This is a genomic window from Streptomyces sp. PA03-1a (assembly GCF_033792805.1).
In the GTDB taxonomy this organism is placed as follows: domain Bacteria; phylum Actinomycetota; class Actinomycetes; order Streptomycetales; family Streptomycetaceae; genus Actinacidiphila.
On the sequence record NZ_JARAVO010000254.1, the window covers coordinates 1 to 13,304 of the forward strand.

Here is a 13,304-nt window from a genome sequence, read left to right on the forward strand (position 1 = left end):
GGAACGGGGGTCGGGGAACGGGGATCGTGGATCGGATCGCGCGGTCGGCCCGGCGCTCCGGCGGCGGGGCGGCCTGCCGTCCGGGAGGGCTCCTCCCGGCCCGACCGAATCAGAATCGGATTCGGTTCCGACTGAGGGTGACCCCTGTCCGAAGCGCTGACAAGCCCCCGGTGACGGGGAGTTGGACTAGCCGGCGCCCGCCAGCAGCCGTGCCTCGCCCGCCTCGTAGCGCCGCCTGCTCTCGGCGGCCGTCCCGTCGCGGCGCCGCCGGTCGTAGCGGCTGCCGAGCCAGCCGGCGAGGAAGCCGAAGGGGATGGACACCAATCCGGCGGTCTGCAGCGGGAACCAGTGGAAGTCACGGTCCGGGAAGAGCGCCGTGGGGCCGCCGGACACCGCCGTGGAGAACACCGTCAGCAGCAGGACGCACCCTGTGCCGCCGTACAGCGCGGCCAGCAGGCCGGTGCGGCCGAAGCCCCGCCAGAACAACGAGTACGTGAGGGCCGGCGCCACCGCGGAGGCGCCGATCGCCAGCGCGGTCGTCGTCATGACGGCGACGTTCCAGTCCTGGACCAGCGCGGCCAGGGCCACCGCCGCCGCGCCGACACCCACGGCCGCCCAGCGGGCCACCGCCAGTTCGGTGCGCGGGGCGGCCCGTCCGTCGCGCATCGCGTGCCCGAACAGGTCGTGCGCCAGTGACGAGGCCGCGGCGAGGGTAAGTCCCGACACCGACGACAACAGCGTCACGAACACCGTCCCGCAGACGGCGGCGTACAGCAGCGTCTCGCCGATCGACGGCGCGGCCTCCCCGAACGCCCGGGCCAGCATCAGCACCGACGTACGGCCCTCGGGGTCGGCCCCCGTGATCAGCCGGGCGCCGACCATGGCGGCCGCGCCCGCCCCCATGACCGTGCCCAGCAGGCAGAACGTGGTGACCGCGCCGACCGCCCAGGACATCGAGCGGCGCACGGCAGGGGCGTCGGGCGCCGAGTACAGACGCATCGTCACGTGCGGCAGGCAGGCCACCCCGAGGACGACCGTGAGCTGCAGCCCGATGAAGTCGAGCTTCCCCTCGGTGGTCCGCCCCAGCTCCAGGCCCTGCCGCAGGTACGCCTCGCCGGCCCCGCTGCCCGCCTGCGCGGCGCGCAGCAGGGCGTCCGCGCTCCAGCCGAAGCGGCTCATGACGAGCGCGGCGACCACGGCGCTGCTGCCCAGCAGCATCACGATCTTGATGATCTGGATCAGCGCCGTGCCCCGCATCCCGCCCATCGCCGCGTAGACGACCATCAGGGTGCCGATCATGGCGATGGAGACCGTGCGTGCACCGTCGAGGTGGATGTCCAGGATGGCGGTGAGCAGCGAACCCGCCCCCGAAAGCTGCACGATGAGGAACGGCAGGCACGCGGCCAGGGTGACCACGCTGGCGGCGATCCGCACGGACCGGCCGCGCATCGTACGGGCGAGGACGTCGCCCATGGTGAACCGCCCCGCGTTGCGCAGGGGTTCGGCGAGCAGGAACATCAGCACCACCAGCGACATGCCGGTGCTGGTCGCCAGCACGAAGCCGTCGTAGCCGAAGAGCGCGATGATGCCGGTGGTGCTGAGGACGGTCGCGGCGGAGATGTAGTCGCCCGCGATGGCCAGGCCGTTCTTGAACGGGGTGAGGGTGCGGTAGCCCGTGTAGAACTCCGCGAGGTCGTCCCGTTCCGGCCCGGCGAAGACGCTGAGCAGCAGCGTGCAGGTCACCAGGAACGTGAAGAAGAGCAGGACGACGGTCTGCGTCCCCGAGTCGTATGCGGCCGCGAACCGGTTCACCGGGCGGCCCCGTCGGCCGTCTCCCGCTGCCGCACGCGCAGCGCCAGCGGGTCCACCGACCGCCGCGCGCTGCGCTCGTACCAGCGGATCGCCGCGAACGTGACGGCGAGCTGCGACAGCCCCATCAGCGTGCCGAGCGTCAGCTGTCCGGCGACCCTCGTGCCCATCGTGTCCCGCGCGAGCACGGAGAGCAGGAGGAAGGCCAGGAAGTAGCCGAGCGCGGTGAGCGCCGAGACCCGCCGCAGCAGCCGGTAGGCCGAACGCAGCCGCCTGAGCTCGACGGGCCGCACGGGTGGTCGCGGTGGTGGTGCCGGTGCGGGCGGCGGTGGTTGCCGGTGGTGCCAGGTGTCGCCGTAGTACGTCATCGCGCGGTCTCCAAGCGGCTTGCGTGGCGAGGGTGTGCGGGCGCGGTGGGGGGACGGGCAGGTTCGACCGGTACGCCCCTGGGCGTCGGTGCCCCGGGGTGGCCGCACGATACCGACTGGTCGGCATGTCGGGAAGAGGTGCTGCAGGTCACGGTTGGAGCACCAAGCCGACCGGCCCCTCGCGGACCCGCTGCCGGCGCCCGGCCAGGCGGCAACGTGCCTGCGTGCGGGGCGGGTTCGGAGCGATGGTGTGGTGCCCGCGTGAGGGCGCGGGTGCTTCTCGGTGTGGCGACGCGGGGCCCTGTGCCCGGGCGGGCGAAGGACCGGCGTGACGGGGTTGCCGCGGCTGGGCCGTCGCGCGGACCGGCAGGGGCACCTCGCGGCGCGGGCGCGCGCCCGCCCGTCCGGGCCTGTGTGCCGGAAGCGACTCCCGCCCGGCGCCGTGCTGCCTCAGCGTGGACGGTCGGAGGGGCCCGTGCGACCGCCACGCCGGGGTCCGGGCGTTGCCTTCGCGACACCCGGGCCGCCGGAACTGTTCCTTGCCCCAGCGGAGTTCACGGTGCCGGCCGGCGCGGGCACCGCCTCGCCGGTGGGACCCCGCCGGGCGCGGGAACAGCGCGCGGCGCGGGCGCGCGCCGCCCAGCCAGGGCTGCGCCGCATGTTCGCGCGGACGCAACTGCCCCCGGCGAGCCGGGGACTGCTGCACTCGGCAGGCTCCCCACGCTCGTGTCCGGCGCGCGGGCCCACACGGACGGCCTGAGGGGTCCGGGCGAAGGGGCACGCCAGGCGTGGCATCGAGTCCTTTGACCCGCAGCAGAGGCTGCTCGCGCAGGCGGCGACTGCGCGTCACCAGCGTCCCGTGCGCGAGGACCCACGGGATCCGGTCGGCGGCGCCTCGTGGCGGGGACGCGTGCCGTCGCCCCAGGCCGCGTCAGGCGCCGGGCGCAACTGCCGCCCGTGCAACCGGTCCCTCGCGCGCACCCCCGGCAGCTCGCGTCAGCTGCCGCTGCCCGGCTCGACGTGCGGGGGGTGGACGGGGATCTCGCACCACACCTGCTTGCCGCCGCTGAGCGGCATCGTGCCCCAGGCCGCCGACATCGCCTCGACGAGGAGGATGCCGCGGCCGCCGGTGTCGTGCCAGTTGATGATCGCCGGCTTGACCGGCGTCCGCGGCGAGCCGTCGCCCACGGCGATCCGCAGCCGGTCGCCGGTGAGCGTGATGTCCAGGCGGACCTGGCCCTCGGTGTGCACCAGGGCGTTGGTGACCAGCTCGGAGACGACCAGCAGCACCGTGTCGGCCGCCTCGCCGAGCCCCCACGCACGCAGGGTGCGGGCGGTGAACCGGCGGGCGTGCGAGGCGGCGTCGGGGAGCCGCCACACCGTCCAGCTCTCGCGCACGGGCTTGACGGCCATGCCGTCGTAACGCATCAGCAGCAGTGCGATGTCGTCGCTGCGGGTGGCGTTGCTCAGCAGGGCGTCCGCCATGCGGCCCAGGTGGGAGGGGTCGGCCTCGGACAGCTCGCGCGACATCCGCGCGATGCCGTCGTCCATCGGGAGCTCGGCGGACTCGACCAGGCCGTCGGTGGTCAGGGCGAGGACGGTGCCGATCTGCAGCCGCAGCGGGATCAGCGGGAAGTCCGCGTCGTCGACGACGCCCAGCGGGGGCCCGCCGTCGCCCTCCACGGTCAGGGTGGTGCCGTCCGGGAGCCGTAGCACCGGGGGCAGGTGACCGGCGCGCACGCACCAGGCACTGCCCTCCTCCATGTCGATGCTGACGTAGCAGCAGGTTGCGAAGAGGTCGGTCTCCATGCCCATGAGCAGGCGGTTGGCGTGCGACACCACGACGTCGGGGGAGTGGCCCTCCACGGCGTAGGCGCGGATCGCGGTGCGCATCTGGCCCATGAGCGTGGCGGCCCCGGCGTTGTGCCCCTGGACGTCGCCGATGACGAGGGCGACGTGGTGGTCGTGCAGGGGTATGACGTCGTACCAGTCGCCGCCGACCTCCAGCCCGCCGGTCGTCGGCAGGTACCGGGCGATCGCGACCCCGCCCGGAAGCACCGGGAGCCGGCGCGGCAGCAGGGTGCGCTGGAGGGTGCCGACCAGTTCGTGCTCGGCGTCGAAGGCCCGTACGCGGACCAGCGCCTGGCCGACCAGCCCGGCCGCGGCGGTCAGCACGGCGCGTTCGTCCGCGCCGAACTCGTGGGGCTCGTCCCAGCCGATGAGGCAGCAGCCGACGACCCGTCCGGCCGCGGGGAGCGGCAGCACCGCGAGTCCGCCGGGGCCCACCCCGGCCAGCGTGGACTCCAGCGGTGCCCCGGTCGGCCAGAAGGCGACCCGGCCCTCGCGCAGCGCGGTCGCCAGCGTGGGCATGGCCCGGGTCGGTGCGTCCGGCCATTCCGAACGCCATTCGGTGCGCCACACCTCGGGCCACGCGGAGGGGTCCGCAGGGTCGAGGACGGTGACCACCAGCCGGTCGTTCTCCAGTTCGGCGAGCGCGACCCGGTCGGCGTTCAGCGGGCGGCGCAGCGCCGCCACCACCACCGCGCTGACGTCCCGTACCGTCGCGGCGTTGGCCAGGTCGGCGGCGAGTTGCTGCACCCGGCCCACGTCGTTGACCCCGGCGCGCATCCGTGAGGCGTCCCCGACCGTGCCCAGCAGCCGTACGGGGCGGCCGTCCGGGGCGAAGAGCACCCGCCCGCGCAGCCGTAGCCAGCGCAGCTCCCCGGAGGGCCGGCGGATGCGGAACTCCAGCTCGCGGTCGCCGGTGGCCATGTGCCCGGCTTCCACCACCGACATCAGCGCGGGCAGGTCCTCGGGGAGGGTCAGCGCGAGCAGGGTCTCCACCCGGCCGTCGAACCCCGAGGGCTCCAGGCCGAACAGGGCGAGCACGTCGTCGCCCACGTTGATCCAGCCGGTGTCCATGTCGAGGGTGAACCCGGTGCCCCGGGACTCCGCCCCGGCCATCGGGTCGGCGTCGCCGCACGCGTCGCCGGGCGTCGGGCCGGGGTGGCCGATCGCGGTGGCGAACAGTTCGAGGCGCTGCCGGTCCTCCGTGTCGAAGCCGCCGGGCTGGTCCGTGACCGCCACCAGGCAGCCGACGCTCACATGGTCCGCCCGCAGCGGCAGGGCGGTCAGCGAGACCTCCAGCGGCTCCGGGGTCCCGTTCCCCGTCAGCCGGGCGACCTCCGCGGGCCCCGCGGACACCACGCGGTCCTGGCGCACGGAGACGGCCATGGGGGAACCGCCGTCCGTCGCGTAGCTCTGGCGCAGCCCGTGCAGGGCGCGCGGCACCCCGGCCGAGGCGACCAGGCACAACTCCCCGCCGGTCTCCGAGGGTGCGTACACGGCGACGTGGGTCGCACCGGTGAAGACCAGCGCCTGTTCGATGACGGATCGCAGGCGGGCGGACTGGCCAAGGTCGGATCGGAGCGTTTTGAGCGCGAGCTCGGCGGACAGCGCCCGAACTCTGCGTCCTTTCGCGCCGTCGCTGACCACGTGGTCATTACACCGCCTCCGGGGCCCCGGCGCAGCCCGTGTGCAGGGAATCGTCACGGGGTGTGAGAAGAACGCGGGTCGTGTCCTCCGTTTCCCCCATCCTCGACCAGCTCCGCACGCGGGCGCGCCCCGGCGGGGCCGGGCCCGGGCCGTGGATCTAGCGCTGGGGGAAGGTGTAGGTGTAGCCGGCCGCGTCGAGCCGGTCGAGCAGGGTCTCCAGCGCCTGCACGGTCTGGCTGCGGTCGCCGCCGCCGTCGTGCATGAGCACGATGGCGCCCGGCTTCAGTTCGGAGTTCACGGTCGCGAGGATGGCCTCCGCGCCGGGGCGGCGCCAGTCGTCGGAGTCGACGGTCCAGCCGAGCGGGCGCAGTCCGTGGTCGGCGGCGATGGCGCGGATCGCGGGGGAGAAGTCGCCGCCGGGGGCCCGGTAGTACCACAGCGCGGTGTCGCCGGAGCCTGCGGCGCGGGATATCTCGCTCTGGGCGTCGAGTATCTCGTGGCGGTTGTACTCCTGCGACTTGCGGCTCTGCGCCTCGTCGTGGTGGACGGAGTGGTCGCACAGCCGGTGTCCCGCGGCGGCGATCCGCCGCACCAGGTCGGGGTGGGCCCTGGCGTTGGGGCCAATCTCGCAGAAGGTGGCCTTGGCGTGGTGCCGGGCGAGCACGTCCAGGACCTTGGGGGTCCACACCGGGTCCGGGCCGTCGTCGAAGGTGAGGGCCACCGACCTGCCCGGGGCCTCCACGCCGTGCTGGATCGAGCGCGCGGTCACTGACGTGCCATGGGCGGGGGCCTGGACCGCGGTGCCGTGGGCCCCAGTGCCGCCGCGCTGCGGGTCCGCGCCGTGCGCGGGGGCCTGCGACCGGGCGGTCCCCGGGGCGGCGGCGTCGTGGTGCGCGGTCTCGTGGTGCGGGGCGTCGTGGTGCGCGGTGCCCGCCGGGGGGCGGGCCGCGCCCGGCGTGCCGGACGGAGCCCCGGGTGCCGTGGACGGCGTCGCAGCGGGGGCCGACGAGGACGCGGACGGCGCGGAAGGCGAGGCGGGCGCGGAGGGCGAGGCGGCACGGACGGAGGGCGCCGAGGCGGCGCTGCCCGCGGCCTGCATCATGTGCTCCGTGCCGCAGGCGGCGAGCGTGGCTCCGGCGAGCGTCACCGCCGCGACTGCTCCGAGGGCTCGGGTCGCGCGGGTCGTCAGTGCCACGGTGGTACCTCCTGGGGCCGCTGCGTGCATGCCGGGCATGCGGATCAGCCCCCCACCGTAGGCGGCGCGCGGCGGCGTGCCCTCGGTCTTTCGGTCATCTTCGGGTCCTTCGCCGGCGGGACCTTCGTCCTCTTGGCATGGCCCAGACAAGATGCCAAGCTGTGGGTTAGGAAAGTTTCCTAACGGAAGGAGTCCCTCGTGCGCAAGCGCCTCGCACTGGCCACCGCCGGGGCCGGAGCCACCCTGCTGGCCGCCCTCCTCACCCCCGCCGCCGGCGCCGCCGGTACCGCCGGGTCGTCCCCCCGCAGTCCCCAGGAGGGCTCGGTCACGGCCGCCCAGTTACTGGCCAAGGTCAACGGCTGTACGCAGATCTCCAGCGGCAGGTACCGCACCGACGAGGAGACCTCCGCCACCGTCCCGGTCTGCGGTGCCAACGGCGCCGTGTTCTGGAAGGCCGACATGGACATCGACTGCGACGGCCAGGTCACCGCCCGCTGCAACTGGGACACCGACCCCTGGTTCCAGGACGACACGGCCTTCCACCAGTCGGACGGCCGCCCGCTCAACGCCGAGACGCTCCCCTACGTCGTCGTCCCCAGCCCCAGCGGCACCTGGGACTACCGCGGCGCCGGCATCAAGGGCGGCGGCGTGGTGGCCATCGTGTACGGCGGGCAGGTCGAGTACGCCGTCGTCGGCGACACCGGCCCCACCGCGATCATCGGCGAGGCCTCCTACGCCACCGCGCAGGCCCTCGGGATCGACCCCGACCCGGAGACCGGCGGGACGGAGTCCGGCGTGACGTACATCCTCTTCAAGAACTCCTCCGTCGCGCCGATCGAGAGCCACACCAAGGCGGTCTCCGTCGGCGACGCGCTCGCCCGCCAGTTCGTCGCGAACAACTGATCCGCCCAGGACCCGGACGTACGCCGGGCGGCCGACGTGACGCGGCGGACGCCACCCCCGTGTTGCGCGGCCGCCCCCGGCGCGTGATCGTGGGCGACGGGACCGTCCGGCCCGCTCGAGCTTCCGCACCGTGGTCCACACAGGGGTCGCCGCATGAGCACACACGTTGACGTCGTCGTCCTGGGCGCGGGTCCCGGGGGGTACGTCGCCGCCATCCGGGCCGCCCAGCTGGGCCTGCGCACGGCGATCGTCGAGGAGCGCTACTGGGGCGGGGTGTGCCTCAACGTGGGGTGCATCCCCTCCAAGGCCCTGCTGCGCAACGCCGAACTGGCGCACATCTTCACCAAGGAGGCCAGGACCTTCGGCATCCGGGTGAACGGCGAGGTCAGCTTCGACTACCGCGAGGCCTTCGCGCGCAGCCGCAAGGTCGCGGACGGCCGGGTCAAGGGCGTCCACTTCCTGATGAAGAAGAACGACATCACGAAGTTCGAGGGCCACGGCACCTTCACCGACGACCACACCCTCCACGTCGCGCTGGGCTCCGGCGGCAGCGAGACCGTCACCTTCGACCACTGCATCATCGCCACCGGCGCGACCACCAGACTGCTCCCCGGCACCTCGCTCAGCGAGCGGGTCGTGACGTACGAGGAGCAGATCATGACGGACACGCTCCCGCGGAGCATCCTCATCGCGGGCGCCGGCGCGATCGGCGTGGAGTTCGCGTACGTCCTGCACAACTACGGGGTGAAGGTGACCCTCGTGGAGTTCCTCGACCGGATCGTGCCGCTGGAGGACGAGGAGGTGTCGGCCGAACTCGCCCGCCAGTACCGCAAGCTGGGCATCGACGTGCTCACCTCGACCCGGGTGGAGGCGATCAACGACGCCGGCGACTCGGTCAAGGTCATGGTGACCACCGGCGGCCAGCGGCAGACGCTCGAAGCCGACAAGGTGCTCCAGGCGATCGGCTTCCAGCCGCGCATCTCCGGCTACGGCCTGGAGCAGACCGGGGTCCGGCTCACCGAGCGCGGTGCCATCGACATCGACGAGTTCTGCCGCACCAGCGTCCCGCACATCTACGCCATCGGCGACGTCACGGCGAAACTGATGCTCGCCCACGCCGCCGAGGCCATGGGCGTGGTCGCCGCCGAGACCATCGCGGAGGCCGAGACCATGTCCTTGGACTACGTGATGATCCCGCGCGTCACCTTCTGCCAGCCGCAGATCGCCAGCTTCGGGTGGACGGAGGCGCAGGTCCGTGAGCGCGGCCTCGACGTGCGCGTGGCCAAGTTCCCCTTCACCGCCAACGGCAAGGCGCACGGCCTCGGCGACGCGAGCGGCTTCGTGAAGCTCATCAGCGACGCGAAGTACGGCGAACTCCTCGGCGGGCACCTGATCGGCCCCGAGGTCACCGAGCTGCTGCCCGAGCTGACGCTCGCCCAGAAGTGGGACCTCACGGCGGCTGAACTGGCCCGCAACGTCCACGGCCACCCCACCCTCAGCGAGGCCGTCCAGGAAGCGCTCCACGGCCTCGCCGGCCACATGATCAACTTCTGAGCCCGCCCGCACCACGGCCAACGCCCTGCTGCCCAACGGCACCGGCTAGGCGTCGGCCGGGCGCCTCGCCCGCATCCGCATCCGCGTCAGCGGCGGCGGCGGCGTAGCAGGAAGACGACGAGCGCACCGACGGCCGCGGCCAGCAGACCGGCTGCCGCGGCGCGTTTGGCGACCGGGGCGCCGGCGATGCGCAGGAGGTCGATGGGTTCGTCCTCGCGGTTCGCCGGTGCGGCGGGCGCGTCCTCGGCGGCGTCCTCGCCCCCGGCAGGGGGCTGCGGGGCGGCCAGCCGGCCGGCGAGGCAGTCGGCGAACTGGCCGATGATGCGGTCGCCGACCTCCGCCATCACGCCGCGCCCGAACTGCGCGGGCCGGCCGGTCACGGCGAGGTCGGTCGTCACCGAGACGACCGTCGTGCCGTCCTTCTCCGCCAGGGTGCCGGTCACCGTCGCCCGCGCCGTGCCCTGGCCGCGGACCTCCTTGCCACGGGCGGCCAGCACGACGCGGTGCGCGGTCCCGTCCCGCTCCTCGAAGACCGCCGTGCCGCGGTAGGTCACCGTCACCGGGCCCACCTTGACCTTCACCGAGCCCCTCACGGTCTCGCCGTCGTACTCCTCCACCGTCGCGCCCGGCATGCACGGCGCGACGCGCTCGATGTCCAGCAGCGCCCGCCAGGCGTCCGCCACCGGGACGGGGACCTCGAACTCGTGGTGCAGTTCCATTGATCTCCTCCTCGTCACACCGGCCTGAGCACCGGAGGGTGGATCGCGCCGGCCGTGCCCGACAGCGGGGTGCCGCTGCCGCCCCAGCGCAGCGCGATGATCTCGGCGGCGATCGACACGGCGACCTCCTCGGGGGTGCGCGCGCCCAGGTCCAGCCCGATCGGCGAGCGCAGCCGGGTCAGTTCGGCCGGAGCCAGCGTCGTGTCGCGCAGCCGCTTGAGCCGGTCGTCGTGCGTCCGCCGGCTGCCCATGACGCCGATGTACGCGGCCGGGCGGCGCAGCGCGACCTCCAGGAGCGGCACGTCGAACTTGGGGTCGTGGGTGAGGACGCACACCACCGTGCGGTCGTCGGTCTCCGTGCCGCCCAGGTAGCGGTGCGGCCAGTCCACGACGACCTCCACGCCCTCGGGGAAGCGCTTGGGGGTCGCGAACACCGGACGGGCGTCGCAGACGGTCACCCGGTAGCCCAGGAACAGCCCGATCCGCGCCACCGCCGCCGCGAAGTCGATCGCGCCGAACACCAGCATCCGCGGCGGCGGGGCGAAGGACTGCAGGAACACCGTCACGTCGTCCTCGCGCCGTTCGCCGTGCCGCCCGTAGTGGCGCTGCCCGGTCGCGCCCTGGGCCAGCTCACCGCGGGCGTCGTCGGTGACCGCCGCGTCCAGGCCCTCCGCTCCGAGGGTGCCCGCGACCCGGTCCGGCCACACCGTGAGCGTGGCGCCGCGCGGCGCGGGACCGTCCAGCACCGTCGCGGTGACCACGGGGCGGCGCGCGGCGACGGAGGCCGCCACGTCGCCGAAGCCCGGGTCCGTGGCCGGGGACACCGGACGGACCAGCAGGGTGATCTCACCGCCGCAGGTCAGGCCGACCTCGAAGGCGTCGGCGTCGCTGTAGCCGAAGGTGTGCAGCCGGGCCTCGCCCGACTCGACGACCTCCTTGGCCAGTTCGAAGACCGCGCCCTCCACGCAGCCCCCGGAGACGCTGCCGACGACCTCGTCGTCCGGTCCCACCGCCATGGCCGCGCCCGGTCCGCGCGGCGCGCTGCGGCTCACCGCCACGACCGTGGCCAGCCCGAAGGGGGTTCCCGAGGCGTACCAGTCGTTCAGCGCCGGAAGGATCTCACGCACCGTCGGCTCCTCTCACCACGGCGGCCAGACGTTCCAGCGCGCCCAGACTGTGCCCCTCCACGAAGGCGTCGACGCTCGGCAGCGCCGCCGCCATCCCCGCCGCCAGCGGCGCGTACCCGGGCCTGGCCTTGCGCGGGTTGGCCCACACCACGCGGTGCGCCAGCCGTGCCAGCCGCCGCATCTGCGCGGCCAGCAGGTCGGGGTCGCCGCGCTCCCAGCCGTCCGACAGCAGCACGACGACCGCGCCGCGCGCCGTACCCCGTGCCCCCCAGCGGTCCAGGAACGCCCGCAGCGTCTCCCCGAGCCGGGTCCCGCCGCTCCAGTCGGGCACCGCCGCCCCGACAGCGGCCATCGCGGCGTCCGGGTCCCGGCGCGCCATCTCGCGGGTGACCCGGGTGAGCCGGGTGCCGAGGGTGAAGACCTCGGTGGGCGTGCGGCCGCGCGAACCGTGCGCGGCGGCGTGCGCGAACCGCAGCAGCGCGTCCGCGTACGGGGCCATCGACCCGCTGACGTCCAGCAGCAGCACCACCCGGCGCGGCTTGCGGGCCGGGGCCCGCCGCGGGAGCGCGGCAGGCTCGCCGCCCCGGCGCAGCAACTCCCGTACGGTACGCCGCGGATCCACGTCCCCGCGGCGCGCCGGACGGCGCCGGGGGGTACGGCGCGGTTCGCCGTCCAGGGCGAACACCGCCAGCAGCCGGTGCAGTTGGGCCCGCTCCGGTGCGGTCATGGCGGCGACGTCACGGTGCCGCAGCACCTCCGTCGCGCTGGCGAGCGCGGTCGCGGTGGGCCCGTCACCCGCCTCCTCACCGGTGGTGCGGTCCCCGGGCACGGCACGCGGCACCGCCGGCGGGCGCACCGGGCGGACCGCCGGCCGCACCCGGCGGTGCGGCGGCCGCCCGCCGTCGAAGAAGGCCGCGAAGACCCGGTCGTAGCGCTCCAGGTCGTCCGGGCCGCCGCAGAGCGTCAGCCGTCCCGCCCAGTACACGTCGCGGCGCCGCGACGGGTCGAGCCGGCCGAGCGCGGCCAGGAACGCCGCCACCCGGTCCGGGCCGGCCGGCACCCCGGCGGCCCGCAGGGCGCGGGCGAAGCCCACCACCCCCGCCGTGCCGTCCGCCGTGACCGTGCGCACGGTGCTCACCGCGACCCGCCCGCCCGCGCGGCGAGGATCTCCGACAGGTCGAGCGAACGCGCCCGCTCCGCGTCCTCGCGGTACTTCAGCACCGAGCCGAGGGTGGTCATCGCCAGGTCCGCGTCGAGTTCCGTCGCCCCCAGCGCGGCCAGTGCCTCCGCCCAGTCGATGGTCTCCGCCACCCCGGGCGGCCGCACCAGGTCCTGCTCCCGCAGGCGCTGCACCACGGCCGTCACCTGCGCCGCGAGCCGGGCCGCCACGTGCGGCTGCCTGCGCCGTACGATCGCCAGCTCCCGCTCGAAGCCGGGATGGTCGAACCAGTGGTAGAGGCAGCGCCGCTTGAGGGCGTCGTGCACCTCGCGCGTGCGGTTGGAGGTGAGCACCACCACGGGCGGCGACTGCGCGCGCAGGGTGCCCAGTTCGGGGACGGTGACGGAGTACTCCGACAGCAGTTCCAGCAGGAAGGCCTCGAACTCGTCGTCCGCGCGGTCGATCTCGTCGACCAGCAGCACCGAGGGGCTGGTCTCCAGGGCCCGCAGCAGCGGCCGCGCCAGCAGGAACCGCCGGCTGTAGAGCTCGCCCTCCAGGGTCTCCGGATCGCTGACGCCCGCCGCCTCGGCCGCCCGCAGGTGCAGCAGCTGCCGGGGGAAGTCCCAGTCGTACAGCGCCTGCGACGCGTCGATGCCCTCGTAGCACTGCAGCCGGATCAGCGGCGCGCCGAGCGCCTCGGCGAGCGCGTGCGCCAGTGCGGTCTTGCCGACGCCCGCGTCACCCTCGCAGAAGATCGGGCGGTGCAGCGTCAGCGCCAGGTAGCAGGCGACGGCGAGGCCGTCGTCGACCAGGTAGCCGGTCTCCTCCAGCCGGGCCCGCATCTGCTCGGGGCCCGCGATCCCCGGGAGCGGGCCGGTCGTGTGCGCCGGGGGCCCGGCGGTGGCTGTCTCTTTTACACCTTTCCGAGCCAACGAACCCGCCCCACATCTCGTAGTCCATCTTTGGTAAGAAAAA

10 protein-coding genes are annotated in these 13,304 nt (G+C 74.4%); 2 read left to right on the plus strand and 8 right to left on the minus strand.

Annotated elements, in window-relative coordinates:
• Positions 1-186: 186 nt before the first annotated feature.
• The 4 genes from PV341_RS37810 to PV341_RS37825 form a co-directional block, all read right to left on the minus strand.
• The gene (locus PV341_RS37810) at positions 187-1,812 is read right to left on the minus strand and encodes a sodium/solute symporter (RefSeq protein ID WP_499515121.1); all 1,626 of its coding nucleotides are present in this window, start codon (positions 1,810-1,812) and stop codon (positions 187-189) included.
• On the minus strand, positions 1,809-2,177 hold the full coding sequence (locus PV341_RS37815) for a DUF485 domain-containing protein (RefSeq protein ID WP_500323779.1): 369 nt from the start codon (positions 2,175-2,177) through the stop codon (positions 1,809-1,811). Before PV341_RS37815 ends, PV341_RS37810 begins: the two co-directional genes overlap by 4 nt.
• Positions 2,178-3,173: 996 nt before the next feature.
• Complete coding sequence (locus PV341_RS37820) at positions 3,174-5,672, minus strand: SpoIIE family protein phosphatase (RefSeq protein WP_500360188.1); 2,499 nt, start codon at positions 5,670-5,672, stop codon at positions 3,174-3,176.
• Positions 5,673-5,829: 157 nt separating this feature from the next.
• Complete coding sequence (locus PV341_RS37825; protein ID WP_500323781.1) at positions 5,830-6,867, minus strand: polysaccharide deacetylase family protein; 1,038 nt, start codon at positions 6,865-6,867, stop codon at positions 5,830-5,832.
• 198 nt (positions 6,868-7,065) lie between these two features.
• Between PV341_RS37825 and PV341_RS37830 the strand changes: the two genes are divergently transcribed.
• Positions 7,066-7,770 (plus strand): glycoside hydrolase family 75 protein, encoded by a 705-nt coding sequence (locus PV341_RS37830; protein WP_500323782.1) that lies wholly within the window; start codon positions 7,066-7,068, stop codon positions 7,768-7,770.
• A gap of 153 nt (positions 7,771-7,923) precedes the next feature.
• A complete protein-coding gene (gene lpdA / locus PV341_RS37835) occupies positions 7,924-9,324 on the plus strand; it encodes a dihydrolipoyl dehydrogenase (RefSeq protein WP_500323783.1) in 1,401 nt (466 codons plus the stop codon).
• A gap of 86 nt (positions 9,325-9,410) precedes the next feature.
• On the opposite strand, the gene PV341_RS37840 is transcribed toward lpdA, so the two are convergent.
• From PV341_RS37840 to PV341_RS37855, 4 genes are read right to left on the minus strand one after another with little or no spacing between them, the layout of a single operon-like run.
• Positions 9,411-10,043: an SRPBCC family protein gene (locus tag PV341_RS37840; RefSeq protein ID WP_500360190.1), complete on the minus strand. Its 633-nt coding sequence runs from the start codon at positions 10,041-10,043 to the stop codon at positions 9,411-9,413.
• Between the two features lie 14 nt (positions 10,044-10,057).
• Positions 10,058-11,170 (minus strand): XdhC family protein, encoded by a 1,113-nt coding sequence (locus PV341_RS37845; RefSeq protein WP_500360191.1) that lies wholly within the window; start codon positions 11,168-11,170, stop codon positions 10,058-10,060.
• On the minus strand, positions 11,163-12,308 hold the full coding sequence (locus tag PV341_RS37850; RefSeq protein WP_500360192.1) for a vWA domain-containing protein: 1,146 nt from the start codon (positions 12,306-12,308) through the stop codon (positions 11,163-11,165). The genes PV341_RS37845 and PV341_RS37850 overlap by 8 nt, the downstream gene beginning before the upstream one ends.
• Positions 12,305-13,171 (minus strand): AAA family ATPase, encoded by an 867-nt coding sequence (locus PV341_RS37855; RefSeq protein ID WP_500360193.1) that lies wholly within the window; start codon positions 13,169-13,171, stop codon positions 12,305-12,307. Before PV341_RS37855 ends, PV341_RS37850 begins: the two co-directional genes overlap by 4 nt.
• Positions 13,172-13,304: the final 133 nt, after the last annotated feature.

Excerpts from the sequence above, each read along its gene's own strand:
- PV341_RS37815 (WP_500323779.1), bottom strand. The coding sequence starts at position 2,177 with ATGACGTACTACGGCGACACCTGGCACCACCGGCAACCACCGCCGCCC.
- lpdA (WP_500323783.1), top strand. The coding sequence starts at position 7,924 with ATGAGCACACACGTTGACGTCGTCGTCCTGGGCGCGGGTCCCGGGGGG.
- PV341_RS37840 (WP_500360190.1), bottom strand. The coding sequence starts at position 10,043 with ATGGAACTGCACCACGAGTTCGAGGTCCCCGTCCCGGTGGCGGACGCC.
- PV341_RS37855 (WP_500360193.1), bottom strand. The coding sequence starts at position 13,171 with ATGCGGGCCCGGCTGGAGGAGACCGGCTACCTGGTCGACGACGGCCTC.